The sequence below is a fragment of the Flavobacterium shii genome, from assembly GCF_025847235.1.
In the GTDB taxonomy this organism is placed as follows: domain Bacteria; phylum Bacteroidota; class Bacteroidia; order Flavobacteriales; family Flavobacteriaceae; genus Flavobacterium; species Flavobacterium shii.
On the sequence record NZ_JAOZEW010000021.1, the window covers coordinates 84,582 to 111,210 of the forward strand.

General features: G+C 31.8%; 24 protein-coding genes. 14 read left to right on the forward strand and 10 right to left on the reverse strand.

All coding sequences use genetic code 11. The features are described 5' to 3' along the window. Nucleotides 1-76 precede the first annotated feature (76 nt). The 13 genes from OIU83_RS18315 to dusB all read left to right on the forward strand — a co-directional run bounded on the left by OIU83_RS18315 (nt 77) and on the right by dusB (nt 14,969). Entirely contained in the window at nt 77-745 is a 669-nt protein-coding gene (locus OIU83_RS18315; RefSeq protein ID WP_264207709.1) for a polysaccharide deacetylase family protein, read from the forward strand. Next, nucleotides 735-1,370, forward strand: coding sequence for a LolA family protein (locus OIU83_RS18320; RefSeq protein ID WP_264207710.1), 636 nt, complete (start codon nt 735-737; stop codon nt 1,368-1,370). Before OIU83_RS18315 ends, OIU83_RS18320 begins: the two co-directional genes overlap by 11 nt. Nucleotides 1,371-1,377: 7 nt before the next feature. After that, entirely contained in the window at nt 1,378-1,974 is a 597-nt protein-coding gene (locus tag OIU83_RS18325) for a hypothetical protein (protein WP_264207711.1), read from the forward strand. A 48-nt stretch (nt 1,975-2,022) separates the two neighbouring features. Next, nucleotides 2,023-2,649 (forward strand): porin family protein, encoded by a 627-nt coding sequence (locus tag OIU83_RS18330; RefSeq protein WP_264207712.1) that lies wholly within the window; start codon nt 2,023-2,025, stop codon nt 2,647-2,649. A 3-nt stretch (nt 2,650-2,652) separates the two neighbouring features. Then, nucleotides 2,653-3,297 carry a PorT family protein gene (locus OIU83_RS18335; protein ID WP_264207713.1) on the forward strand — a complete coding sequence of 215 codons (645 nt, stop codon included), beginning with the start codon at nt 2,653-2,655 and terminating at the stop codon, nt 3,295-3,297. 10 nt (nt 3,298-3,307) lie between these two features. Then, complete coding sequence (locus OIU83_RS18340; RefSeq protein ID WP_264207714.1) at nt 3,308-3,679, forward strand: hotdog family protein; 372 nt, start codon at nt 3,308-3,310, stop codon at nt 3,677-3,679. Between the two features lie 2 nt (nt 3,680-3,681). Further along, nucleotides 3,682-4,167 (forward strand): hypothetical protein, encoded by a 486-nt coding sequence (locus tag OIU83_RS18345; RefSeq protein ID WP_264207715.1) that lies wholly within the window; start codon nt 3,682-3,684, stop codon nt 4,165-4,167. Between the two features lie 18 nt (nt 4,168-4,185). Next, nucleotides 4,186-5,373 (forward strand): DUF2062 domain-containing protein, encoded by a 1,188-nt coding sequence (locus OIU83_RS18350; RefSeq protein ID WP_264207716.1) that lies wholly within the window; start codon nt 4,186-4,188, stop codon nt 5,371-5,373. A gap of 108 nt (nt 5,374-5,481) precedes the next feature. Next, the gene (locus OIU83_RS18355) at nt 5,482-9,165 is read left to right on the forward strand and encodes a 1-acyl-sn-glycerol-3-phosphate acyltransferase (RefSeq protein ID WP_264207717.1); all 3,684 of its coding nucleotides are present in this window, start codon (nt 5,482-5,484) and stop codon (nt 9,163-9,165) included. Nucleotide 9,166: 1 nt separating this feature from the next. Further along, the gene (locus tag OIU83_RS18360) at nt 9,167-10,684 is read left to right on the forward strand and encodes a phytoene desaturase family protein (RefSeq protein WP_264207718.1); all 1,518 of its coding nucleotides are present in this window, start codon (nt 9,167-9,169) and stop codon (nt 10,682-10,684) included. An 8-nt stretch (nt 10,685-10,692) separates the two neighbouring features. Beyond that, on the forward strand, nt 10,693-12,363 hold the full coding sequence (locus OIU83_RS18365; protein ID WP_264207719.1) for a C45 family autoproteolytic acyltransferase/hydolase: 1,671 nt from the start codon (nt 10,693-10,695) through the stop codon (nt 12,361-12,363). Then, complete coding sequence (locus tag OIU83_RS18370; RefSeq protein ID WP_264207720.1) at nt 12,360-13,652, forward strand: phenylacetate--CoA ligase family protein; 1,293 nt, start codon at nt 12,360-12,362, stop codon at nt 13,650-13,652. Before OIU83_RS18365 ends, OIU83_RS18370 begins: the two co-directional genes overlap by 4 nt. Nucleotides 13,653-13,976: 324 nt before the next feature. Continuing rightward, complete coding sequence (dusB, locus tag OIU83_RS18375) at nt 13,977-14,969, forward strand: tRNA dihydrouridine synthase DusB (RefSeq protein WP_039113353.1); 993 nt, start codon at nt 13,977-13,979, stop codon at nt 14,967-14,969. Nucleotides 14,970-15,163: 194 nt separating this feature from the next. Here dusB and OIU83_RS18380 read toward each other — a convergent pair whose 3' ends face one another. The 3 genes from OIU83_RS18380 to rbfA all read right to left on the reverse strand — a co-directional run bounded on the left by OIU83_RS18380 (nt 15,164) and on the right by rbfA (nt 18,360). Further along, nucleotides 15,164-16,591, reverse strand: coding sequence for an MATE family efflux transporter (locus OIU83_RS18380; RefSeq protein ID WP_264207721.1), 1,428 nt, complete (start codon nt 16,589-16,591; stop codon nt 15,164-15,166). 175 nt (nt 16,592-16,766) lie between these two features. After that, entirely contained in the window at nt 16,767-17,966 is a 1,200-nt protein-coding gene (locus tag OIU83_RS18385) for an ABC transporter permease (protein WP_264207722.1), read from the reverse strand. Between the two features lies 1 nt (nt 17,967). Further along, nucleotides 17,968-18,360 carry a 30S ribosome-binding factor RbfA gene (rbfA, locus tag OIU83_RS18390; RefSeq protein ID WP_264207723.1) on the reverse strand — a complete coding sequence of 131 codons (393 nt, stop codon included), beginning with the start codon at nt 18,358-18,360 and terminating at the stop codon, nt 17,968-17,970. A gap of 229 nt (nt 18,361-18,589) precedes the next feature. Between rbfA and OIU83_RS18395 the strand changes: the two genes are divergently transcribed. Then, nucleotides 18,590-19,009: a CBS domain-containing protein gene (locus OIU83_RS18395; RefSeq protein WP_264207724.1), complete on the forward strand. Its 420-nt coding sequence runs from the start codon at nt 18,590-18,592 to the stop codon at nt 19,007-19,009. A 45-nt stretch (nt 19,010-19,054) separates the two neighbouring features. Here OIU83_RS18395 and OIU83_RS18400 read toward each other — a convergent pair whose 3' ends face one another. From OIU83_RS18400 to OIU83_RS18430, 7 genes are all read right to left on the reverse strand, one after another. Next, entirely contained in the window at nt 19,055-20,302 is a 1,248-nt protein-coding gene (locus OIU83_RS18400; RefSeq protein WP_264207725.1) for a murein hydrolase activator EnvC family protein, read from the reverse strand. A gap of 23 nt (nt 20,303-20,325) precedes the next feature. Beyond that, nucleotides 20,326-21,111: a DUF4292 domain-containing protein gene (locus tag OIU83_RS18405; RefSeq protein WP_264207726.1), complete on the reverse strand. Its 786-nt coding sequence runs from the start codon at nt 21,109-21,111 to the stop codon at nt 20,326-20,328. A gap of 41 nt (nt 21,112-21,152) precedes the next feature. Continuing rightward, nucleotides 21,153-22,502, reverse strand: coding sequence for a tetratricopeptide repeat protein (locus tag OIU83_RS18410; protein ID WP_264207727.1), 1,350 nt, complete (start codon nt 22,500-22,502; stop codon nt 21,153-21,155). A gap of 49 nt (nt 22,503-22,551) precedes the next feature. Continuing rightward, nucleotides 22,552-23,568 (reverse strand): sugar phosphate nucleotidyltransferase, encoded by a 1,017-nt coding sequence (locus OIU83_RS18415; protein WP_264207728.1) that lies wholly within the window; start codon nt 23,566-23,568, stop codon nt 22,552-22,554. Nucleotides 23,569-23,872: 304 nt separating this feature from the next. Further along, entirely contained in the window at nt 23,873-24,307 is a 435-nt protein-coding gene (gene dut / locus OIU83_RS18420) for a dUTP diphosphatase (protein WP_264207729.1), read from the reverse strand. Between the two features lie 39 nt (nt 24,308-24,346). Continuing rightward, the gene (locus tag OIU83_RS18425) at nt 24,347-25,807 is read right to left on the reverse strand and encodes a lipopolysaccharide biosynthesis protein (RefSeq protein WP_264207730.1); all 1,461 of its coding nucleotides are present in this window, start codon (nt 25,805-25,807) and stop codon (nt 24,347-24,349) included. A gap of 100 nt (nt 25,808-25,907) precedes the next feature. Beyond that, the gene (locus OIU83_RS18430; RefSeq protein WP_264207731.1) at nt 25,908-26,351 is read right to left on the reverse strand and encodes a GNAT family N-acetyltransferase; all 444 of its coding nucleotides are present in this window, start codon (nt 26,349-26,351) and stop codon (nt 25,908-25,910) included. Nucleotides 26,352-26,629: the final 278 nt, after the last annotated feature.

The following is a 26,629-nucleotide window of genomic DNA, read 5'->3' on the forward strand; positions in this document are numbered from 1 at the left end:
TATCATTATATTGCTTTTATTGCTTCTTACGAAACTTTATATAGCGATCAATTTTTGTTGGTTTATCCTAATTGGAATGGTCTGGCTAACTATTGTGGCAATAAATTCGGCACGAATAAAATCCAACTATCATGTAAGGGCTTATTGCAACAATCCATTTTTGACCAAGAAAAAAATTGCATTAACATTCGATGATGGTCCAAGCGAAACCACATTAGAAGTGCTGGATGTTTTAAAAAAATATGGCATAAAAGCTACTTTTTTTTGCATTGGGAAAAATATCGAGAAACATCCCGAAATTATAGAACGTATCTTATCCGAAGGTCATCAGGTTGGAAATCATTCTTATAGTCATTCCCATTTTTTTGATTTTTACAATGCCAAAAAAATACTGGAAGAACTGGAAAAAACTGATGCCCTACTGGAAAAATTTACTTCAAAAAAAATTAAATTCTTCAGACCTCCATATGGTGTAACAACTCCATCGATTCGAAGAGCTTTAAAAATAAGTAAACATAGAGTAATAGGTTGGAATATTCGATCACTCGATGGTGGAATTAAAGACCAAAAAATTATTTACAATCGTATTATAAAACGAGTTTCTCCTGGCGGAATCGTACTTTTGCATGACACGGCTACACATTCGGTTTTGGTCTTGGAACAGTTTTTGCAATTTTTGCAGCAAAACAATTATACCGTGATTTCGGTGGAAAAACTTTTGAATCTTAAAGCATATGAAGACTAAAATATATTTGTTCGTTTTAATTCTGAATCTGTTCACAATGAACCTGTTTGCGCAAGAACAAAAAATGTCCGACGGTGAAATTGCAGCTTTCAAACAATCTGTAAATGTGGTTTCGAAAAAAATTAAAACATTAAGTACCGATTTTATCCAATACAAACATCTTGATTTTCTATCAAAGGATATTGAAACATCCGGAAAGATGATTTTTAAAGAACCAAACTTGTTACAATGGCAATACAAGAAACCATATAACTATAGTATTGTTTTTAAAAATGGTAAAATCCTTATTAACGACGAAGGTAAAAAGAGTGCGGTTGATATTGGTAACAGCAAAATTTTTGGAAGAATCAATAAACTTATTGTTGGTAGTGTAAGTGGCGATATGTTTGATGATAAGGAATTTAGCATCAGTTATTTTAAATCAAAAAACCAGAACATTGCGAAATTTATTCCAAAAGATGTAACTTTAAAGAAATACATCAAACAAATAGAATTGACTTTTGATAAAGAAGACGCAACAGTTGTTCAGGTAAAACTCCTTGAATCATCTGAAGATTATACTCGAATTGTACTTAAAAATAAAGTGATAAATGCAAAAATCGACGACTCCGTTTTTACTAATTAATTGCTTTTTGATCATTTTTCTATTTTCATGTGGTCAAAAAATTACAAAGAATTATTCTCCAAAACCATTAGAAAAAACGTCTTACGAAGCACCTTATTTTTCTAATCCCGAAATTGACTATGTTTATAAAGCAAACATAACAGTTTATGGTCACGAATTATCGGGGATATTTATTGCAAAAAAAATAAATGATACTACACATCGAGTTGTATTTACAACCGAATTTGGTAATAAATTATTAGACTTTGAGATATCCGAAACTGATTTTAAAGTTAACTCAATAGTATCCGAATTGGATCGAAAAATTCTTATTTCGACCTTAAAAAAAGACTTTCGATTACTCCTTAAAAAGAACTATTTAATTGAGAAACAATTTGAAAATCAAACAAATACCATTTATCAATCTGTAGATGGTAACCGATTTAATTTTATATTTTTATCGAAAGAAAATCAAAAATTAGAAAAGGTAGTACACGCTTCTTCAACAAAAGAAAAAATAACTATTAGTTTTAGTTCAGAAAACAATATTTTTGCTGAAAAAATTGAGATTTTACATCAAAATATAAAGTTAAAAATAGAATTGAATTATTTTAAAACAGAATAAAATAAAGAAATAAATCTTAATAAAATTATTAACCAACACCAAATCAAAATGAAAAAAATAATCTTAATTGCTTTTGGAATTCTAGTTGGAATCCTCAACACACAAGCCCAAGTAACTGTAAACCCTGGAGTAAAGGGTGGTTTGAATTTTTCGAGATTAACAAATTTTGAAGCCAATGGTCCTAAAGTAGATTTTAATTTAGGTGGATACGCAGCTATAAAATTCAATCGTTTATATACGCTTCAACCCGAAGTAAATTATTCCAGACAAGGTGTAAGAAGCGAATATGTAAACTTTTTCTCGCCGACACCAAATTATAATAATTCTCGAACAAAAACATACTCACTAGATTATGTTTCGCTAAGTGTTATTAATAAATTTAACTTTGCTGGTCGTCCTTTTTATGCATTAGTTGGGCCTTCATTGGACTTTAAAGTTGCCGATAATTTTTCAAGTTATAATCGTCCTGTAGATTTTGATTTTTCTATTGTTGGCGGTGTTGGGTATACTTTACCAAACGGATTATCATTTGAAGCAAGAATCAAACAAGGTTTTCTTGATATTTTTGGAAACGATTATTTTTACAAAGACAGTAATAACGATTACCACTACAATGATGTTGTGTTAAACCAAGTTTTTCAACTTGGAATTACCTATACATTTAAAGTAAAATAAAAAATGAATTATAGAAATTTCTTTTTTGCCCTATTCACATTTATAGGAATTAATCAGGCTCAAGCACAAGTAACTTTTAAACCGGGAATTCAAGCCGGGATTAACATTTCGAAATTGACAAATTCAAATCTTGGTAACAAAACCGATTTTTATATTGGAGGATTTGGCGCCTTAAAACTTTCGAAATTTTATACATTACAACCTGAATTAACCTATTCAAGACAAGGTGGTAAAGGAAATGTTTCTATGGGAACCACAACTATTTATGATTATACAACAAATAGTTACACTATTACTAATTATGAAGAGGCCAATGTAAATGTATCACTGCAATATATTTCTGGAATAACGATTAATAAATTTAATTTTACTGAAAGTTTTTATGTCTTAGTAGGTCCTTTTTGTGATATACTTATCGCGGATACATTTAAAGTAGACCCAAAAGACAAAGAAAGAGATTTTAGCAAAGGAGACGATATTGATTTAGGAATCATTGGAGGATTGGGATACAGCCTGAAAAATGGAGTTTCATTTGAAGCTAGAATTAAGAAAGGCTTTACAAGTACACTAACAAATTATTATGCATACTCAACAAATAATACAAATTTAGTTTATCAAATAGGTGCAACATATATCTTTGGAAAATAAAAATACAATTATGGTTTTAAAAGACTTTTATAAAATACTTTCATTAGAAAATACAAGTGATTCTAAATACGATGCAGTCATTTTGGTAAATGAGAAACATGATGTTTTTAAAGGACATTTCCCAGACAATCCGATAATGCCTGGCGTATGCATGATCCAGATTATAAAAGAACTTTCGGAAAAAATTACCCAAAGTAGCCTAATGATGCAAACGCTTAGTAATGTTAAATTCATGGCGTTAATCAATCCAGAAGTTACACCCGAATTACGTTTAGAATTGGATATCACCACAACCGAAGATGGTTTGGTAAAAGTAAAAAACACGACTTATTTTAACGAAACAGTTGCTTTAAAACTAAGCAATGTTTATAAAAAAGCTTAATTATGAAACTATTTATATCATTGATTTTATGGGTAGGTTTAGTAAGTGTTCCTGATCTTGCTACCATTAGAAAAATATATCCTACAGCTTCAGATTCTGAAACCAGCGCTAAAGAATTTACCGCAAAACTTGAAGATATTTCTAACACCGACGAAAATATTCTGGTAGCATACAAAGCCGCTTCTATCCTATTGGATTCTAAATTTGAAAAAAAATTATCTGTCAAAATGAGTCGTTTTAAAGAAGGTGCCAAGTTATTGGAAAGTACTATCGCAAAAGAACCAAACTCGACAGAAATTAGAATGATTCGATTAAGTATTCAGGAAAATGTTCCGGGAATTACGGGTTATAGAAAAAACATCAAAGAAGACAAAAAATTTATTATAGCGCACTATAAAGACCAAAATAATGCGCTAAAAGAATATTTAAAAAACTTTATCCAACAATCCAAAAGCTTCTCTGCTGAAGAAAAGCAAACGATAAAGTAGTTAAATAAAAACCACAAAATGAAACCTATTTTATCTCAAGAAGAACAACTTACTCAAACCAATTTTTGTGTTATTGTACCCACATATAATAATGACAAAACGTTAGCGAAAGTTCTTAATTCCATTTTAACCTACACCAAAGAAATTATTGTAGTTAATGATGGATCAACAGATAAAACAGGTAAAATTTTAGAAGATTTTCCAGAATTAATCCAAATTCACCATCCCGAAAACCAAGGAAAAGGGATTGCATTACAAAACGGATTTAACAAAGCAATTGCTTTAAATTACGAGTATGCAGTAACAATCGACTCCGATGGACAACATTTTGCTTCGGATATTCCTTCATTTATTGATTTTATTCAAAACGAACCGAATACCTTACTAATTGGTAGTCGTAATATGTCACAAGAAAATGTGCCTAAAAAAAGTAGTTTTGGGAATAAATTTTCAAATTTCTGGTTTTGGTTTGAAACAGGAATTCGTCTCGAAGACACACAATCCGGTTTTCGATTATATCCCTTAAAACTAATTCCCGAAAGATATTATACTCCAAAATTTGAGTTTGAAATCGAAGTAATTGTACGTTCTGCCTGGAAAGGGATTCCGGTTAAAAACATTCCGGTTAAAATTCTATACGATCCTCAGGAAAGAGTTTCCCATTTTCGCCCATTTAAGGATTTTACCCGAATTAGTATATTAAATACAGTATTAGTATTTATTGCTCTTGTATATATTAAACCAAGAGATTTGGTTCGAAACATTAAAAAAAAAGGGCTTAAAAAATTCCTACTTGAAGATATTCTGGAAAGTGACGAATCTAATTACAAAAAATCGGCTGCGATTGCATTAGGCGTTTTTATTGGAATTTCACCTTTTTGGGGTTTCCAAACCGTGTTACTTCTTTTCTTTGCAACATTATTTAAGCTCAACAAAGTCATTGCTTTCTTGGCATCAAATGTTAGTTTCCCACCTTTTATTCCTTTAGTAATATATGGATCTTTAAAAATGGGAAGTTTATTTGTTTCAAGCAACTCCTCCTTAACACTAAATGATTCATTGGCACTTACAGATGTTTCAAAAAACATAACCCAATACGTTGTTGGAAGTCTCCTTTTAGCATCCGTCTCTGCATTACTTTTAGGCCTTCTGAGTTATTTGCTTTTAACAGCTTTTAATTCGAATAAAAATAAAACCAATAATTAAATTAAATATTTTGCCACAGATTAAAGGATTAAAAATATTTATATTCGCAACGAAAGTAATCTGTGTCAATCAGTATAATCAGTGGCTAAAAAACTTTAAACAATAAACATGCATCATTATTTCTACGCTATACATTTATTTGTAAACAAGAGAAAACTACTATCAGTTTTCTTGGCAATTGCGATGCTTTTTCTTTTTGGTCTTTTTGCTTCAAAAATTAAATTTGAAGAAGATATTACCAAACTTATTCCAACAAACGACAAAACCGATGTTACTGCCAAAGTGCTGAAGCAACTTAACTTTGCCGATAAAATTACCGTTATCTTCCAACTTGAAAAAAAGGGAACCAACGAAGATCTAAAAGAAATGGCGGCTGTTTTTACAGATAGTATAGCCAAAACTTGCAAACCTTATATTACTGCTGTACAAGGAAAAATCGACGAAGAAAATATTCAGGAAACTATAGATTTTGTTTACAATAATGTACCCCTTTTTCTGGAAGACAAAGATTATGCAACCATTCAATCCAAGTTACAAAAGGATAGTATTGCTGCAACTGTACAAGGAAATTACAAATCGATAATTTCGCCTTCGGGATTTATTACCAAAGATTTTATATTACAAGATCCATTAGGAATCTCATTTATAGCCTTAAAAAAATTACAACAATTAAATGTTGGCGATGACTTTACACTAGATAATGGTTTTGTAATGACCAAGGATAAAAAGAAGTTATTGTTATTTATTACTTCTAATTTACCTTCGAGCGAAACAGAAAAAAATTCCATTTTTGCAGCAAAGCTCAATACTATAAAAGACAATTTAAATAAGCAATTTGATACAAAAGCTTCGGTAAGTTATTTTGGTTCGGCTCTTATTGCTGTTGCAAATGCCAACCAGATTAAAAGTGATATTGTACTTACTACAACTATCGCAATGATTACACTAATGCTAATTTTAATTTTATTCTATCGAAAAGTATTTATCCCATTAATCATTTTCCTCCCAACAGTATTTGGAGCTCTGTTTGCAGTTGCATTTTTATATTTTGTAAAAGAGAGAATTTCGGCTATTTCACTCGGGATAGGTTCTATTTTATTGGGAATTACAATAGATTATTCTATTCATATTCTTACACATTATAAACACAATAGCGATGTAAAAACATTATATAAAGACATTACAATGCCTGTGATAATGAGTAGTTCAACTACTGCCGTTGCGTTTTTATGTTTGCTATTTGTAAAATCGGATGCATTAAACGACTTAGGAATATTTGCTGCAGTAATCGTAATGGCATCTGCTTTTTTCTCCCTTCTCATTGTTCCGCATTTATACAAACCCAAAGAAAATAATTTTGAACATAAGAAAAATGCCATTGATAAACTGGCTCATTTTTCATTTCATAATAACAAAATCCTAATTGGAGCTTGTGTTCTTATTACATTCGTTTGCTTCTTTACTTATAACGATGTTGGATTTAACAACGATTTATCACAGCTTAATTTTGTACCTAAAGAAATTAAAGCTGCCGAAAAAGACTTAGAAGAAAGTACAACAAGTCTAACTTCCAAAACTATATATCTGGCATCATACGGTAATAGTATGGAAGAAGTTTTGCAAAAAAACAGCTTGCTTTTTAATGCTCTTGCAAAAGAAAAACAGGAAAACAAAATATTAAATTTTAGTTCTGTAGGAGGTATTATGCTTTCGCAAAAAGAGCAAAAAGAAAAAATCGATAAATGGAATTCATTTTGGGATACCAATAAAAAACAGCTTCTAAAATCTCAATTGATAAGTGAAGGCGCCAAACTTGGATTTAAACCCACAACATATTCAGCTTTTTTTGATCATCTGGATGCCAACTTTAGACCTATTTCCTATCAGGATTATTTAAAAATAAGTGCCTTGCAATTGCAAGAATTTATTAGCGAAAAAAACGGTTTTTTCACTATTTCAACATTAGTAAAAGTCGCTCCTCAACAACGTGACGCATTTGTAAAGTCGGCTTCTGCCAAAGATGGATTACTGGCAATTGATCGTCAACAAATGAATGAAACCTTTTTTAGTACGCTTAACACCGATTTCAATTCACTTGTAAATTATTCTTTTGTTGCCGTAATTCTTATTCTGTTTTTCTTTTTCAGAAGAGTCGAATTAGTTATCATAAGTTGTATCCCAATTGCATTAACCGGAATTGTAACTGCCGGTATCATGGGGATTTTTAATATCCAACTGAATATCTTCAGCATGATTGTATGTACCTTAATTTTTGGTCATGGTGTTGATTTTAGTATTTTCATGACAAGCGCATTACAGAAAGAATATACTACCGGGAAAAATGAAATTGCGATTTACAGAACCTCAATTATTTTGGCTGTAATAACAACAATACTCGGAATTGGTGCATTGATATTTGCCAAACATCCTGCATTACAATCTATCTCATCAATCTCATTAATTGGAGTTTTTGCTGCACTTATTATTACATTTATTTTTTACCCAATCTTATTTAAATTATTCTTATCCAATCGTCCTAAAAACGGAAAAGCGCCATTCCAGCTACGTTCCTTTATAAATGGTGTATTATCATTTTTATACTATGGTCTTGGCGGAATTTTAATGTCTGTTTTTTGCTTGACAATTATGAAAATTCTTCCTTTAAAAGAGGAAACAAAAATGAATGGATTTAGATATTTGATTTCAAAATTCATGAAATCAGTCCTGTATACTAATCCTTACGTAAATAAAAAAGTAATTAATATCCATAATGAAACGTTCGAAAAACCAGCAGTAATTATTGCCAATCATACGTCATTTTTGGATATTCTGGCTGTTGGAATGCTGAGTCCAAAAATCATTTATCTTGTAAGTGATTGGGTTTACAATTCTCCTGTTTTTGGGGCAACCGTAAAAAAAGCAGGTTTTTATCCAGTCTCAGAAGGACTTGAAGGTGGTATCGAACATTTACGCCAAAAAATAGATGAAGGCTATTCCTTAATGGTATTCCCGGAAGGAACCCGATCCGAAAGCAACCAAATAAAACGATTCCATAAAGGCGCATTTTATCTTGCCGAACAATTTAATCTGGACATTATTCCGATTTTGATTCATGGTACATCCGAAGCGTTACCAAAAGGAGATTTCATTATTTATGACAGCGCTATAACCGTTTCAATTCTGGACAGAATTACTCCTGAGAATCTTTCCTTTGGAAAAAATTATACAGAAAGAACAAAACAAATAAGTGCTTTTTTTAAAACCGAATTTCATAAAACACGTCAAAATCTTGAAGGCCCGGATTATTTCAAAAAAATGATTCTTAATAGTTTTGATTACAAGGAATCGGAGATAATCAATAGTGTGAAAAAGAATCTGAAAGCAAATTTAGAAACCTTTTATCTATTAAATAAATACATAAAACCAAAAGCCAAAATATTGCATTTGAATAATGATTATGGTGAGCTAAATTTATTATTAACACTACAGGAACCACAACGAAAAATTGATTCTTATACAACCGATGAAGAAAAATATGCGGTCGCAGCAACCAATTATATCGTTAAAAAAAGAACTATTCATTACCTAGATAAAATAGAACATGCACTACAAAAACAATATGATGTTGTTTTAATTACAGATGAAAATTACAACGCGATTATCGAAAAAATAATTCCGATAACTTCTTGCTTCATTTTAATAAATAGTGACAGTTTAAAAAATACATTAATTAATTTTGGCTATACTTGTAGCAATGAAGAAGACAAAATTTTAGTCTTAAAGAAAGAATAGAATGAAAGAACGTTATGATGTTGTTATCGTAGGAAGCGGTTTGGGCGGTCTGGTTTCGGCTATTATTCTTGCAAAAGAAGGATATAGTGTTTGTGTACTCGAAAAAAATAATCAATTTGGAGGAAATCTACAGACTTTTGTAAGAGAGAAAACCATTTTTGATACTGGAATTCACTACATAGGAGGATTAAGTGAAGGACAAAATTTATATAAGTATTTCAAATATCTGGGCATTATGGATAATTTGAAACTAAAAAAAATGGATGAAGATGGTTTTGATATCATCTCTTTTGAAGATCAAAATAAAGAATATCCACACGCTCAGGGATATGAAAACTTCGTTAACCAATTACTAAAACATTTTCCAGAAGAAAAAGAAGCAATCGAAAATTATTGCGAAAAAGTAAAAGCAACTTGCGATTCGTTCCCCTTATACAATTTACGTTGGGAAGGAAAATATGATAGTGAAATCCTGACTTTAAATGCCAAGCAAACAATCGATGAGATTACCGATAATAAACAGTTAAGAGCTGTTCTTGCTGGTTCTAATTTCTTGTATGCAGGAATCCAAGACAAATCACCTTTTTACGTACATGCCTTATCTGTAAACTCCTATATTCAAAGCTCTTGGCGATGTATAAATGGCGGAAGTCAGATAACGAAACAACTCATCAAGCAACTCAAGAAATACGGTGGAGAAGTTCATAAATATAAAGAAGTAACTCGTTTTAATGTAGAGAACAATAACGTTACTTCGGTTAAAATGAAAGACGAAACCGAAGTCTCGGCTACTTATTTCATTTCGAACATTGAACCAAAAACCACGCTAAAAATGGTTGGTGAAGAAAATTTCCGAAAATCTTTTTATAGCCGTATTCAAAGTCTCGAAGGTGTAATTTCGGCGTTTAGTTTATATATTGTTTTTAAACCCAAAACATTCAAATATATCAATCATAACTATTATCATTTTAAAGATAGTAATGAAGTTTGGACAGCACATGAATATAACGAAAATTCGTGGCCAAAAGCATACATGGCTTCAATGAATGCCTCCAAGAAGGAGGAAGAATGGGCCGATGGTATGACTTTTATTACCTATATGAAATTTGACGATTTATTACCTTGGGCAAATACATTTAATACAACTGCCGAAAAAAATGATCGTGGTGAAAGTTATGAAGAATTTAAATCTCGTAAAGCAACCAAATTTTTAAACGAGATTGAGATAAAATTTCCTGGAATAAAAGAGTGTATTCAATCTATCCATACTTCTACTCCACTTTCCTACCGTGATTATATCGGTGGGCACAATGGTAATATGTACGGTTATATTAAGGACTCAAATAATCCTATGAAATCATTTATTGCTTCCAAAACTAAGCTTAACAACTTATATTTAACGGGGCAAAGTATTAATATGCATGGCGTTTTGGGCGTAACAATTGGTGCTGTTGTTACTTGTTCGGAGATTGTTGGAAAAGAATATCTGGTAACCAAAATCAATCAAGCCACTGAATAATTTTGATCATGAAAAAGCGAATTCTGATTGTATTCTTAATCGGTTTTTTGTTGGTGTTTCTTTCCTGTGGCACTTCAAAATCAATGCATCATCAGCCCAATATAGCAGATTATGACACTATTTTACCAATCGTAAAAAGAGTATCTGATACAGCATTTTCATCTGGAAATAATTCCTTTTTTAAAAATAAACAAGGTCTTTGGGAACTTTATGTTGAAGGCGATGCATATCAAATAGGTCTTAATTCCGGAGCATTAACCGACTCCCTTTTAAAGAAACAAGAACACATATTCTTCTCCAAAATTCAGGATTTAGTACCTTCAACGTTTAAGCAAAAAATGCTTCGAAACTTTCTAAAATGGTACAATCGAAAATTGTATCTCAATGTTCCCGAAGAATACCAAACCGAAATTTACGGCGTTTCTCGATATACTTCTCATGATTATGATGCAATCGCATCGCAATATTTACGCAACTTGTATTTACATGCTGCACATGATATTGGGCACGCATTACAAGATTTGGCATTGGTTGGCTGTTCTTCTTTTGCCGCTTGGGGAGAAAAATCCGAAGATGGGAATTTAATCCTTGGTCGCAATTTTGATTTCTATGTAAATGATGCTTTTGCAAAAGATAAAATTGTTGCTTTTATAAAACCAAAAACGGGACATCCTTTTATGATGGTAACCTGGCCGGGAATGATTGGAGCTGTTTCGGGAATGAATCAGGAAGGATTGACCGTAACTATCAATGCCGGAAAATCAAAAATTCCGCTAATTGCCAAAACTCCTATTTCTATGCTCACTCGGGAAATTCTGCAATATGCCACCAACATTAATGAAGCTATTGCTATTGCAAAAAGGACAACTGTTTTCGTTTCCGAATCAATCATGGTTGGGAGTGCTAGAGATAATAAAGCTGTTTTAATAGAAGTATCACCGCATAAATTTGGAGTTTATGAAGTTCCAAATAACAATCAACTTATTTGTTCGAATCATTTTCAAAGTGATGCCTTAAAGGATGATAAACGAAATGAAAATCAAATTCGCGATAGTCATTCGAAATATCGATACGATAGAATGGTAGAACTATTTGAAGAAACCCAAAAAATAAATCCTAAAAAAGCTTCGGAAATACTTAGAAATAAAGAGGGTATCCATAATATCAAACTTGGTTATGGCAACGAAAAATCGCTAAATCAATTGATGGCACATCATGGTATTATTTTTAAACCCGAAGAAAAATTAGTCTGGGTATCTGCCAATCCTTATCAATTGGGTGAGTTCGTATGTTATGACTTGAATAAAATATTTAAAAACCGAGAGCATTCAGATACAATTGTATCTTTGTCCGAAAGTGAATTGAATATTGCCAAGGATCCTTTTTTGACTACAGTCGAATTTAAAAATTACCAAAAATTCAGAATTGAAGATGAAAAAATAAATTCTTATTTAAAAAATAAAAGTAATATCTCGCCTGAATTCATTCAAGAATATCAATCCTTAAATCCAGATTACTGGGTCGTTTATTACAAAGTGGGATTGTATTTTTACCAAAAAAAAGAATATGCTTTGGCACAAAATCATTTTGAAAAAGCATTAACAAAAGAGATCACAACACTTCCTGAAAAACAGAAAGTTGAAAAGTATATTAAAAAAACCAAAAGAAAGTTACAATGATTCCAGAAATAGAAAAAGGTTCTTTAGAAGAAATTAAAAATTTTCAAGAGCAAAAATTAGTTGAACTTTTGGCTTATATAAGTCAGAAATCACCTTTTTATAAAAACTTTTTTGAAGAGAAAAAAATTGACATCACTACCATTAAAACACTGGAAGATTTACAACTTTTACCCGTTACAACCAAAGAGGATTTACAAAATAACAATGACGATTTTCTATGTGTTCCAGTATCTAAAATCATCGATTTCGCAACCACTTCGGGAACTTTAGGAGATCCTGTAACTTTTGGTTTAACCGATTCCGACTTAGACAGATTGGCTTATAATGAGGCAATTTCTTTTGATTGTGCTGGAATTAAAGAAGGCGATATTGTACAACTTATGACTACAATTGATCGCAAATTTATGGCTGGATTGGCTTACTTTTTGGGATTGCGAAAATTAAAAGTTGGCGTAATCCGTGTAGGTGCAGGAATTCCCGAATTACAATGGGATTCTATCATAAAATACAATCCTTCTTATCTAATAACCGTTCCTTCATTTTTATTGAAATTGATAGAATATGCCGAAACGCACAATATCGATTATAATAATTCAAGTATAAAAGGCGCGATTTGCATTGGAGAATCCCTTAGAAATCAAGATTTTTCGATGAATATCTTGTCTAAAAAAATAACTGATAAATGGGATATTAAGTTGTTTTCGACTTATGCCTCTACCGAAATGAGCACTGCTTTTACCGAATGTGAACATGGAAACGGAGGGCATCATCATCCTGAATTAATCATTGTAGAAGTTCTTGATGAAAACAATAATCGAGTGAAAAATGGCGAAGCTGGAGAACTTACTTTTACAACTTTAGGCATTGAAGCAATGCCTTTATTACGTTTTAAAACTGGAGATATAGTTCAGTTACACGATACTCCTTGTGCATGCGGAAGAAATACATTGCGTGTTGGACCAGTTATCGGACGCAAGAAACAAATGATAAAATATAAAGGAACAACCCTTTACCCGCCTGCAATGAACGATGTTTTAAGTGATTTTGATGCTATCGAAAATCATATTATCGAGATCTTTACCAATGATTTAGGAACTGACGAAATCCTGATTAAAATTGCTGTAAAAAATCAATCGGAGGAATTATTGCATGAAATCAAAGACCACTTTAGAGCCAAATTAAGAGTTACTCCAAAAATTGAATTTACTTCAAAAGAAATATTAAACCCTTTGGTTTTTAACCCAATGAGTCGCAAACCGATTCGTTTTTTCGATAATAGGATTTCTTAAAGAAGGGACAAAGGTTCTGAGGAACAAAGGTTCAAAGGCTTAAAAAATAGGGTAACATACTTTACAATTTGAGCTTCTTTTTTAAACCATATAAGTTATGTAAGTTCATATAACTATACGCTTAAATGAACTTACATAACTTATATGGTTTCCTTTTTTATATTGCACTTTTAAACTTTCCCTAAGACGCACTGCGGTGCGTCTCTACAGAAAACCTTTGTCTCTCTGAGCCTCCTTTAAACCTTTGAGCCTTTCCTCCTTTGACCTTTACCTTAATTACCGTCAATTCGACTAAAAGTTGTAATTTTGCAAAAAATAATGAAGATGGTCAAGATTGGCAACATAGAATTACCTGAATTTCCTTTACTACTCGCTCCTATGGAAGATGTGAGTGATCCACCGTTCCGTAGATTGTGTAAAACACACGGAGCCGATTTAATGTACTCGGAATTTATTTCTTCGGAAGGATTAATTCGTGACGCAATTAAAAGTAGAATGAAGTTGGATATTTTTGATTACGAACGTCCTGTTGGAATTCAGATTTTTGGTGGAGACGAAGAAGCGATGGCTATGTCATCAAAAATTGTTACGACTGTAAATCCAGATTTGATTGATATTAATTTTGGATGTCCTGTAAAAAAAGTAGTTTGTAAAGGTGCTGGTGCAGGTGTTCTAAAAGATGTTGATTTAATGGTGCGTTTAACAAAAGCCGTTATCGATAGTACTAATTTGCCTGTTACAGTAAAAACGCGTTTGGGTTGGGATGATAACTCGATAAACATCGATGAAGTTGCCGAACGTCTACAAGATATTGGCGTACAAGCTTTGACAATTCATGCGAGAACCCGTGCTCAAATGTACAAAGGACATTCGGACTGGTCTCACATTGCTCGTGTAAAAAACAACCCAAGAATTACAATGCCTATTTTTGGAAATGGCGATATCGACAGTCCTGAAAAAGCTTTGAAGTTTAAAAATGAATATGGTATCGATGGTATTATGATTGGTCGTGCTGCTATTGGTTATCCTTGGATTTTTAACGAAATAAAACACTTTTTTGAAACTGGTGAACACTTACCCGCACCAACAGTTAGTGATCGCGTAGAAGCTGCCAGAAACCACCTTACGTGGTCGATGGAATGGAAAGGTGAACGCTTAGGAATTGTAGAAATGCGTCGTCATTATACCAATTATTTTAAAGGTATTCACTCGTTTAAAGAATACAAACAAAAACTAGTTACAATCGATGATCCTCAAGGATTATTTAATGTAATGAACGAAATCCAGGAAGTATATGCTGGATATGAATTTGTTTAAATCATAGTTTAATCTTATCAAATTTTTAAACCCAAACAAAGATGTTTTCAATATTCTTAAAAAATAAAAGACCGTCAATGACGGTCTTTCTTATTTATAATCGTAAATCGATTCTTCGTTTTGCTATTCTTGTATAATTACTACGAATTAATTTGTGGGAATTTGTGCAATTCGTGTTAGCTTTTTAAAAATGACTATACCTGAATACGTTTCCATTTTCCTTTTTTGTAAAGCACTATACTCGCTAAAGTTATTGCTGTTTCGGCTACTGGAATTGCTATAAAAACTCCTGTTGGTCCCATTTTAAAATGCTTGGCTAATACATACGCCAATGGAATCTGGAATAACCAAAATCCAAAAAAGTTAACCAATGTTGGTGTCCAGGTATCTCCTGCTCCATTAAAGGTATTAATCAATACCATTCCAATTCCGTAGAAAATATAACCAGAACTCATAATCTGTAATGCTTCTACTGCTATGCTTTGTATAAGAGTATCATTTGTGAAAAATGAAACTATATATTTTGCAAAAAAGAATGTGATAAGCATGATTGTTGCCATAAAAATGACATTATATTTAGCGGTCGTAAAAACCGATTTCTCGGCACGTTCTATTTGTTTAGCACCCAAGTTTTGCCCAACCAAAGTTGCTGCAGCATTACTTAATCCCCAAGCTGGAAGAATGAAAAACATCATAATACGCAATGCCGTTTGATATCCCGCAGATCCATGATCTCCACCAGTTGTAGCTACAAGTTGTGCAAGAAATATCCAACTACAAGATGCAATAACAAATTGCAATACTCCTGGAGCAGCAATTTTTACTAATGCTTTAATTTGTTCAAAGTCTGGAATAAAGTAAGATGAGATAATCTTTAAAACTCCCCTACCATTAAATAAATGATATAGTTGATAAAATACACCTATGCTTCGCCCTGCTGTTGTTGCTATTGCTGCTCCGATTAATCCAAAAGCCGGAACTGGTCCGAATCCATTTATTAATATTGGACATAAAATAATATTACAAATATTAGCTATCCAAAGACTTTTCATAGCTATAGCTGCATTTCCTGCACCACGAAAAATACCATTAATAAGAAATAAAAGCATAACACATAAGCTTCCACCTATCATGATTTGGGTAAATCTATAGCCGTATTCTGCAGCTTCTACTGATGCTCCCATAAGCAACAGAATATCTTTGGCATAAATAAAACCCAAAATACTAATTAAACTATTAATCGCTAAAGCAATAATAATGGCTTGCATTCCCGCTTTTGCAGCAGCGATAGGATCTTTCTCCCCAATACGTCGCGCAACAACAGCTGTTGCCGCCATACTAATACCGATTGCTATAGAATAAACAATCGTAATTACCGATTCGGTTAAACCAACTGCCTGAATAGCAAAACTGCTGTGTTCCAAATGTCCAACGAAATAAAGATCGACCAAAGCAAAAACCGATTCCATTATCATTTCCAATACCATTGGAATCGCTAGAAGAATTACAGCTTTCTTAATACTTCCGGATGTATAATCAAAAGATTCATCTCCTTTGATTGCTTGTTTTATTGTTGAGAAAATTCGAGAAAATAAATTTTTCTGTATTGTTGTTTCTGTCATGATATAATTTAGGATAAAAGAGAAAATTTGTTCAGATCCGTCTAACGGTTGAACTTAAGAAGAAATGTGAACATCCTAATTATTTAAAAATAAAAATAGGACTAGGCAGAAACTATCATAGCATGAAATTTTTTAGTGTGATAAATATAAGTATTATTTTTTATTTAGAATGGTTCTAATCCAGTAATTTTTTACTCACACGGCTGCTTGCAATAAATGATGCAATAAATCCTAGAGAAACAATTGTTCCAAAAACAATAAATACATTTTCATAAGTAAAAACTACTGGATAAGCCAGTGTTGGAGTAATCATTATAAGTTCATAATGTTCCTGTAATACAACCAGAATTATTCCCAATCCAATCCCGATGAAACCACCAAATACACTTAATAAAGTTCCTTGTAACAAAAATATTTTTCGCAAATCTTTGATTTCTGTACCAAGATTAAACAACGTTTTCAGATTCCCTTTTTTGTCCAGAATCATCATAATTAAAGCGCCTATTAAATTAAAAAGTGCCACAATAATTACTAATGTAAATATTAAATATACCGCAATATTTTCGGTGTTGAGCATTTTATACAAAGACGCATTAAGTTGTTCTCTGTTTTTGATTGTAATCTTATTATTGAATATTGCTTGCAATTGCGAATCTACCTTTGATTCATCTGCATTTGGTTTCAGCTTAAATTCAACCCCCGAAATCTGATTGGTTTTATACTCTAATAATTCCTGCACTAAACCCAAGTCCGCAAAAACATATTTAGAATCTAAGTCTTCACTTATCGAATAAATCCCAACTGGCAAAACATCTGTTTTTGTAAAAGCTTCTTCTGGATTCTCTATTGCTCCTTTTCCTGGTTTAGGCGCAAAAATCTGTAATGGATTTTCAAAATCCAATATTCCCATCGAAAAGTTTTTGGAAATCCCATAACCTACAACAACCTGATAAGTATCTGGTCTTAACCATTGCCCGTTAAACAGTTTTTTTTTAATATCGTTTACAACAGGATAGTTTTTATCAACACCTTTTAAATAAGTTACTTGCTGTTTTCCATTAAAAATGAAAAGAACCCGTTCTTCGATTATTTTAGTATACGAAGCAATTCCATCTATTTTTTTTATTTGAGTTTCCTGATTCGGACTAATCAAAAATGATTTTCCATAGGTACTCTCAATCTTTAAATCGGGATCTATTTCATTTGTAAACGAAAGGCTAAACACTTTTAACCCGCTAAAAACGGATAAAACCACAAACAAAGCCATTGTACCAACAATTATTCCAAGGCTGGCAATACGATTAATAATATTGATAGCATTGTTTTTACTATTGCTAAAAATATACCGTTTGGCTATGTAAAGTGGGAAATTCAAACTATGACTTTCTTCTTTTTTCTAAAAGATCACGATTCTCAATTGGGTTGTCTCTATTTGCCAAAGCATTATCTATTTTTTCAATATAGTCTAATGAATCGTCTATAAAGAAAACTAAGTTCGGCACTTTACGTAATTGCAAACGCACACGTTGTGATAAATCATGCTTAATCAAAACCGAATTTGACTTAATTGCTGCCAATGTTTCTTTAGCTTTATCCTGAGGGAAAATACTTAAATATACTGTTGCCACAGATAAATCTGTAGTTACGCTAACTTTGGATACAGAAATTATCAAATTGTTAATCCCGTTTTTTCTCACTTCACCTTGCAAAATGTCAACCAAATCCTTTTGGATAACACCGCCTATTTTTTTCTGTCTATTTGTTTCCATAGTGCAAAAATACTATTTTTAAATTTCAATCAATACAATTTCAAATGAACAATAGAATGATTTTTACATTCTTATTTACTTTAGTATAAATTTCGATGCTTTTTTTGGATAAAAACCCATAAAGCGACCTAATTAATAGTTTGTGGTATTATATTCCAGAGATGATAAAAGTCATGTTTTTTATCAGAAATATTCTACATATTTGACAGAAATATAACACACATCTATTATGAAAAAAAGAGAACCTATCAGTCATATAATGACTAAAAGCGTAATAACCGCAAATGAAAATGATGGCTTGAGAAAAGTAGTAGAAAAACTAAAGCTAAATACTATTCGCCACATTCCAATTGTTAAAGGAAAAGAAGTAGTTGGTATTATCAGTCGTTCGGATATAAACCGATTAACTTTTGGAGCTTTATTTGAAGGACAGGAAGGAGCCGATGAAGCAATACTTGACATGCTTACTATTTCTCAGGTAATGACTTCAAAACCCAAAACTGTATCATCGGACACAATTATAAGAGACTTAGCCGAAATTTTTGTGAAAGAAGAATTCCACGCTTTACCTGTAATCGATAACGGAGAACTTAAAGGCATCGTTACAACAACCGATGTCGTGAAATATTTTTTGGAACAATATGATTAATCGAATAATACTATAAAAAAACGGGACTAAATGTCCCGTTTTTTATTACATATTGTACAACCAGCTTTGCGGATTGTTGTATGTTGTATTTTGAAGTATTAAGAACTTAATAGTAGTTTTTCCTGTTTCTCCACTAGTTCTAATTTTACCTATAACTTGTTTAATACTTACTTTATCTCCTTTACTCACAGACACAGAACTTAAGTTTTGATATACTGTAAAATAATCTCCATGCTGGATCATTACAGCTTTATTAATTGGAGATAATACCATAACACTTGACACTACTCCCTCAAAAACTGCTCTTGCGTTTGCACCCGCTTCAGTAGTAATTTCGACACCACTATTATGAATCACCAATGTATTATAAATAGGATGCGGCTGGTCACCATAACCCAATGACACAAATCCTTTTTCTACAGGCCAAGGTAATTTTCCTTTATTGGCTTTAAAGTCAGCAGCCAATAATTTTGCTTCTGCTGTTAACGCAATTTTAGTATCAGATACTGCGGCAACAGATTTCGTTCCGGTTTCTTTTTCTTTCTCAGCAGCAGCTTTACGGTTGGCGGCAGCAATAGCTTCACGAATCAAACGGTCAATTTGTCTGTCGATTCTTTTAGATTCCTGTTGTTTGCTTTTCGTATCAGCGATAATTTTGCTTTTATCTTTCTTAATTGAGTTAACAAGCTTTTGTTGTTCTTTCTTTTCTTGCTCTAATGATATACGTTCTTTTTCATTTTCGGCAATAATTTTTTTCTTAATCTCTCTTTGCCCATTTAATTTTGCATTATAATCTGCAAGTTGTGTCGATTTGGACTGAATTTCTTCTCCTTGATTTTTTCTAAAATTAGTATATTGTTTCATATACTGTGCACGCTTATAGGCTTGCAAGAAGCTTTCTGATGATAGTAAAAACATCGCTCTACTTTGCTCCGAACGACTTTTATAAGATTTAAGAATCATCTTAGCATAATCTGCTTTCAATACTTCTAACTCCTTTTTAAGTTTATTAATTTTTGTTTGATTAATATACATATCATTACTCAAAAGCTTGGTTTGCTTTTCAGTAGTATTGATTAATTTCTCTTTAAGTTTTATTTTATTCGACTGAACAATGAAAACATTCACCGCCGACTTTTCTTTCAACTTTACAGACTGCAGCATTTTTTCATTATCTCTAATTTCTTGCTGAATCTGAGCTTTGCGTTGTTCCAGTTTTTCTTGTTGCGAATCTTGCGCCCACATAAAAGATGTGGTGCAGATAAAAATTAGGCTTAGGAGAAATTTTGGCATCTTTAAAATATATTTTTGCAAACTTACTTAATTATAATTTTTTTGTATCCATTTGGAACGCTATAAGGAAAAGAAAGTTCTTCGTTAAAGGTAATAGTACTGTAATTTAAGTTAATCTCGGTTTTCCCTTTGGGCTGAGTTGCTTCAATTGCAATTGATGTTGGAAGTATTCCCTGATCAAAAGACTTATTATCAGCATACCCAATTTGCATCATAATATTTTTTGATGTTTGTGAGATTTGTTCTTTTTCCAACAAGAATTTATCAGCTTCAAAGAAGAATGATTTCTTAATATCCGATTCCTTACTCTCATCTAATCGATATAATCTGTCAATCAAAGTTTCAGTATATTTTCCTTTCTTAAGATCATCAATAGCTTCTCCTATCAAAAGATTCTGAACTTTATTAAAATCTAAATCTGTTCCCAACCATTTACTCAAACTACTAAAATCCCCATCGTAATAACTACTATTTATTTTTTCATAATAGCTTACAGAATTTGGAGTAATCAAAGCCTTTGCCATTGTAATACCAAGAAAACGAATACTTACCAAAATCTGTTCGTCTTTTTTAATCTTTATTTCTGCAGTAACATTCTGATTTTGTTTATCATCCGAATATCTTACATTAGCCTTAATGTATAATGTAGAAAACTGTAATTTATTATTATAGTGTCCGTCAATAATTTTATTGGCAGAAATTAGATTAACCTCTTCTTTGTTATTGTTATTATTTCCTTGTACTGCACCCGATTTCGATTTACATGAAACAATAAAAACGAGTAACAACAGCATTAAATATTTCTTCATCAGAATTTATTTTTTGAACTTTTACCTAAAATAAAAGATCTTTATTTTTTTTGTTTTAATAATTGATTTGCTTTCGCAAAATACGCTTCTTTTTTCTTCAAATCTCCCAAACCATTATAAGCTTCTCCTAACTGTATGTTAAAATTTGCTTCAAGAGTTAAGTCATCTACAACATAATCAAGACCCATTTCCAAAACGTCTTTTGCCTTCTTAAATTGTTGTAACTGATTGTTGGCTAGCCCAAAATAAAAATAAAACTGTGGTTGCGTTGGGAAAGTTTCTATCATTACCTTCGAAATTTTAGCCATCGGTTCGTATTGTTTAGTTTCGGTATATGCCTGAAGCAAAAGTAAATTTGTTTCTATATCAACTTGTGAAACCGAATTAACTGACAACTCATAATACTTAACTGCTTTATCAAATTGATTTTTGCTATGATAAAACTTACCTATTTCTTTCGCAACATCCACATCCGAATCGTTTTTAAAATAAGGTATTGCCTTATCTAAATCTGGACTAAATTGCGGATTTTTACTAACAAAAATTAAAAATTCATTAAAAATCCTATGTTTAATTTTAGAATCAATTTTAGGATTTGCTAAAACCACATTCATCGCCAGAATCGCTTTCTCAGGCTGATTTTCATCTAAATAAGTCTTAAAAGAACTCACTTGTGCCCACTCCGATGTGGGAACTTGTTTTTCTAATTGCTGGGTAATTTCCAGTACTTTATCGGCATTATTATTCTTTGCATACAAAGAAATTAAAGCAATATAATTAGATTCTTCTTTCGGATTCTTTTTAATCTGATCAAGAAGATTATCTATTTCAACATTTTGATATTTTCCTTGTGACAAAATCTGTGCCTTAAATAAGTCTCTTTCTTCAGATTTTCCGAACTTATCATTCATTTCATTAATCAAAGAGAGTGCTTTGTCCCATTGATTCGTAATCATATACAACGAAATCAAATCATCTTTATACTCTTCATCAAACGGAATAATTTTCTGAATCGTTTCTATTGCCAAAGGATAATTCTTGGTTTGATAACAAACATCATAAATCCCAAGCCAAAACCATTTATTCTTTGGATTAATCTGTGTTGCTTTTTCAAATGAACTTTGGGCATTTCTATAATCTTTTAAAGACAAATAGTTTTTTCCTAATTCAAAATATATTGTTGCATCATTAGGCTGCAGTTTCTGGCATTTTTGTAAAGCAACAATTGCTTTGTCATAATTCTCAATACCTTTTTGCAGTAATGATTCATAAAAAGAGTCCTGAAATTCATCAGTAGCCATAGCAATATCTTCTGGTTCGGTTTGAGCCATTATTGAAGCCTGATTACCAAGCAAAGTCATGAAAACAATCATTAAAACTCTTTTTTTCATTTTTATATTATTGGTATTTAAAGTAAAAACGAACTTTAAAAAACATTTGTTATTCTAAAACCGAATAATCACCAATGCTAATACTGGTAAACGTACCATCATAACTAACATGATTTCCAATCATTGCGTTATCTAAATTAGCATTTTTTATTTGAGAATATGTCTGCACTAAACTATTTTTTATCACACTGTCAATAACGTGACATCCTTTTCCTAAAGAAACATTTGGACCAACTGTTGTGTTTTTCAACACTACATTTTCACCAATATAACAAGGAGGAATAATGGTAGAATTTTCTAATTTCACATCATAATCTACTAAATGCTCTCCATCATTATGCAAGAATCCTAACATTCTGGAATTGGTTTCAACCGTAACATCTTTATTTCCGCAATCCATCCATTCGTCTACGCTTCCAGTTTTAAAAACTTTCCCATTAGCCATCATAGCTTTAATTCCGTCATTGATTTGATACTCTCCTCCATTTTGAATATTGTTGTCCAAAACATGCTGAAGCTCATTTTTAAGAATTTCTACTTCTTTAAAATAATAGATGCCAATAACAGCCAAATCGCTAACAAATTCTTTTGGTTTTTCAACCAATTCCACAATTTCATTATTAGCATTTAACTTTACTACACCAAATGCTTCTGGTTGCTCTACTTGTTTTACCCAAATTACTGCATCAGCTTCTGGATCTAATTCAAAATCGGCTCTGATTAAAGTATCAGCATAAGCAATTACTGCAGGTCCCGATAAAGATTCTTTGGCACACATAATAGCATGTCCGGTTCCCAACGGTAAATCCTGACGATAAATAGACGCTTTCGCTCCTAAACCTTTTGCAAGCTCTTCTAAACTTGCCACAACATCATCACCAAAAAAGGCTGGATCTCCCAATATAAATGCAACCTCTTCAATCGGTTCTTTAAGTATCTTGGCAATATCTTCGACTAAACGATGCACAATTGATTTTCCTGCAACTGGAATTAATGGTTTAGGAACAGTTAATGTATGTGGTCTAAGTCTTGATCCTCGACCTGCCATTGGAACGATTATTTTCATGTTTTTATTATTATTTTACCGCAAAGCTGGCTAAGGTTTTACGCTGAGTTCACTAAGTTTTTTATTGAAAGATTAAAAAATTCAAATATTAGAAAATCTATAAATCATTGAATCTTTATAATTATTAAATTCTTTTTTTTACAAAGCTCCCAATTCCGTCCAGAAACTTCGGAATCGAGATACGTAAGTTCGTTAATCTATATTCATTTAATTTCAAGAGCGCAAAGTAAATTGCAATAGTTGTTCAATTACTCAATACATAAACTGATAACTAAAAACTACAACTGTAAACTACAACTGTAAACTACTTCACTCCTGTACTACCAAAACCACCTTCGCCTCTTGAAGTTTCCGAAAGTTCCTGGACTTCAATCCATTCGGCTCTTTCATGTTTGGCTATAATAAGTTGTGCTATTCTTTCTCCGTTTTCTATTACAAAAACCTCATTGGATAAATTTACTAAAATTACCCCTATCTCTCCTCTATAATCCGCATCTACAGTTCCAGGAGAATTTAAAACTGTAATTCCTTTTTTCGCTGCCAATCCACTTCTTGGTCTTACTTGCGCTTCATAACCAATTGGTAATTCTATAAAAAGTCCTGTTTTAACTATTGTTCTTTCTAAAGGTTTTAACGTTATTGGCTCAGATAAATTAGCACGTAAATCCATTCCTGCCGAAGCGATTGTTTCGTAGTTAGGTAAATCATGTTGTGATTTATTAATAATATTAATCGTCATTTTTATATTTTTAAAAACTAAATTGGGAATTTTGAAATGTTATTTTTTATTTAGTATCCCTTTTATTGTATCCTTCTCATTATGGTAAACGAAGTAAATGAACAAAAGAAACAACGGAATTCCAACGAAATAATTCTCTCTGAATCCGTAAAAAGAAATAGCTGAGAATACAATTGAAATGCCTAAATAGGCTCCAATTTTATTCATATCATAAGGTATTGGGTAATATTTATTCCCCAAAACATATGAGATAAGCATCATACTTCCGTATGCCGAAATAGTTGCAATCGCCGATCCATAATAGCTGTATTTTGGGATCAATAAGTAATTTAAAACCAAGGTTAGTATTGCTCCAACTATTGATATATAAGCTCCAATTTTTGTCTTATCTGTTAGTTTATACCAAACAGATAAATTATTATAAATTCCCAAGAAAAAGTTCGCCAAAATAATCAATGGAACTACTTTCATCGCCTCCCAATATGACTTATTTTCTAATAGAAGCAATTTTAAAATATCAGCAAAAACAATAACTCCCAATAAAATCAAAGATCCTAAAATCACGAAGTATTTAGTAATCACAGCATAAGTCTGTGGAGCATTTTCATTTTTAGCATGACTAAAAAAGAAAGGTTCAATTCCTAATCTAAAAGCTGTAGCAAATAATACCATGAATAAACCTAATTTATAACAAGCAGAATATGCACCAACCTCTGACTTAGCAATGTTCTCCGGCAATAAATACCCCAATAAGATTTTATCGAAATGTTCATTAACTGCAAAAGCCAATCCAGCCACCAAAATTGGCAAACCGTATTTCATCATTTTTTTCCAAAGCACTGGATCAAATTTTCGTCCAAGCGAAAGATAATTTGGAGAAAGCACAATAAATGTCAATAAACTCGCTAATAAGTTGGCTACGAAAATGTATCCTATTTCAAAATTATCTACATATAAATCAGCTATAATTGAATTGGGATGTCCTTGAGCAATTTTTGGTAAAAAAATCAAAAAGAAAATATTCAAAACAAGATTTACAACTACGTTCCCAATTTTAATAGCGGCATAAACCATTGGTCTCTGGTTGGCACGAAGTTTGGAAAAAGGTACTAAAACCAATGCATCCAAAACCAAAATCCAAACAGAATACGTAATATACTGCACATCAACTTCGGCAAGCGTTGCTAGCGTATTTCTAAAAATTAATGCTGCGAAAAGAAAAATAATAGAAGACCAAAAAATAGAAATTGTAGATGTTGCTATTACGTTTTTCTTATCTGGTTCTGAATTATAAAACCTGAAAAACGCAGTTTCCATTCCGTAAGAAAGAACTACGTTAAAGAAAACCATCCACGATAATACGATAGAAACCTCGCCATATTCGGCTGTAGGTAAAATACCTGTATATAATCGCACTAATAAAAAACTCAGCATTCGTGGCAATACTGTTGCAAGCCCGTAAATAGCCGTCTGTTTAAAAAGATTTTTATATAATCCCAAAATAATTGTAGTGATAAAATTTATAAAACAAAAATAACCAATTCTTTGGTTTAATATCGTTTTTGTTGATTCAATAAGAAAATGTTGGCAATATTTTATCCTATGTCAACCCATTTTCATTTAAAATCTTTACGAAATGAAATCCCTTTGGACCATATCCTTGATTATAATAAAACCGATGGGCAGCAAAGTTAGACGTAAATGCATCCAAAACAATGTTTGTACACCCTAAATCGAGCGCTTTTTGCTCAATATAATCCGTCAATAATTTTCCTATTCCTTTTGAGCGATGATCCGGATGTACCACAAAATTGTCAATCTCCATATATTTCCCAGACCAAAGCTTTGTCGAGAACCAACAACCCGTAATTCCCAAACAAACTTCGTCCTCAAAAACTGCAATTTGTGTGTAATTATGAGAAACCATTTCTGATAAATATAACTCATATTTTTCCAAACTAAGATTTGGATATAAATATTGCATGGTGCCAATCTGAGCAACCATTTCTTCAATCGTAATAAGTTCTTTGATTATAAATTGCATGTACTTTATTAAAAATAGAAGTCAAAATTAATCAAAAAAACTGACTAATACTTGATGTTATTATTTTCATGACTGAATCAAATAAATGTCTTATTCAAATACTTATTAATTATAGAAAAACAAAACGTTTTATCTCTCTCAAATTTCATGTTATTTTGCCAAACTATCATTTAAGATGTTCCATAAGTTAAAATCTTTCAGTACAATCTCGGATTCAGAGGCGTAAGAAATATAGAATTTTTCCTTTTAGGCTAACTAATATTTAGGATCAATACATG

Coding starts and splice junctions, on each gene's coding strand:
- OIU83_RS18380 (WP_264207721.1), bottom strand. CDS start 16,591: ATGACAGAAACAACAATACAGAAAAATTTATTTTCTCGAATTTTCTCA.
- OIU83_RS18365 (WP_264207719.1), top strand. CDS start 10,693: ATGAAAAAGCGAATTCTGATTGTATTCTTAATCGGTTTTTTGTTGGTG.
- OIU83_RS18340 (WP_264207714.1), top strand. CDS start 3,308: ATGGTTTTAAAAGACTTTTATAAAATACTTTCATTAGAAAATACAAGT.
- OIU83_RS18415 (WP_264207728.1), bottom strand. CDS start 23,568: ATGAAAATAATCGTTCCAATGGCAGGTCGAGGATCAAGACTTAGACCA.
- OIU83_RS18400 (WP_264207725.1), bottom strand. CDS start 20,302: ATGCCAAAATTTCTCCTAAGCCTAATTTTTATCTGCACCACATCTTTT.
- dusB (WP_039113353.1), top strand. CDS start 13,977: ATGGTCAAGATTGGCAACATAGAATTACCTGAATTTCCTTTACTACTC.
- OIU83_RS18410 (WP_264207727.1), bottom strand. CDS start 22,502: ATGAAAAAAAGAGTTTTAATGATTGTTTTCATGACTTTGCTTGGTAAT.
- OIU83_RS18330 (WP_264207712.1), top strand. CDS start 2,023: ATGAAAAAAATAATCTTAATTGCTTTTGGAATTCTAGTTGGAATCCTC.
- OIU83_RS18315 (WP_264207709.1), top strand. CDS start 77: ATGGTCTGGCTAACTATTGTGGCAATAAATTCGGCACGAATAAAATCC.
- OIU83_RS18430 (WP_264207731.1), bottom strand. CDS start 26,351: ATGCAATTTATAATCAAAGAACTTATTACGATTGAAGAAATGGTTGCT.
- OIU83_RS18345 (WP_264207715.1), top strand. CDS start 3,682: ATGAAACTATTTATATCATTGATTTTATGGGTAGGTTTAGTAAGTGTT.
- OIU83_RS18350 (WP_264207716.1), top strand. CDS start 4,186: ATGAAACCTATTTTATCTCAAGAAGAACAACTTACTCAAACCAATTTT.
- OIU83_RS18395 (WP_264207724.1), top strand. CDS start 18,590: ATGAAAAAAAGAGAACCTATCAGTCATATAATGACTAAAAGCGTAATA.
- OIU83_RS18335 (WP_264207713.1), top strand. CDS start 2,653: ATGAATTATAGAAATTTCTTTTTTGCCCTATTCACATTTATAGGAATT.
- OIU83_RS18405 (WP_264207726.1), bottom strand. CDS start 21,111: ATGAAGAAATATTTAATGCTGTTGTTACTCGTTTTTATTGTTTCATGT.
- dut (WP_264207729.1), bottom strand. CDS start 24,307: ATGACGATTAATATTATTAATAAATCACAACATGATTTACCTAACTAC.
- OIU83_RS18370 (WP_264207720.1), top strand. CDS start 12,360: ATGATTCCAGAAATAGAAAAAGGTTCTTTAGAAGAAATTAAAAATTTT.
- OIU83_RS18360 (WP_264207718.1), top strand. CDS start 9,167: ATGAAAGAACGTTATGATGTTGTTATCGTAGGAAGCGGTTTGGGCGGT.
- OIU83_RS18320 (WP_264207710.1), top strand. CDS start 735: ATGAAGACTAAAATATATTTGTTCGTTTTAATTCTGAATCTGTTCACA.
- OIU83_RS18355 (WP_264207717.1), top strand. CDS start 5,482: ATGCATCATTATTTCTACGCTATACATTTATTTGTAAACAAGAGAAAA.
- rbfA (WP_264207723.1), bottom strand. CDS start 18,360: ATGGAAACAAATAGACAGAAAAAAATAGGCGGTGTTATCCAAAAGGAT.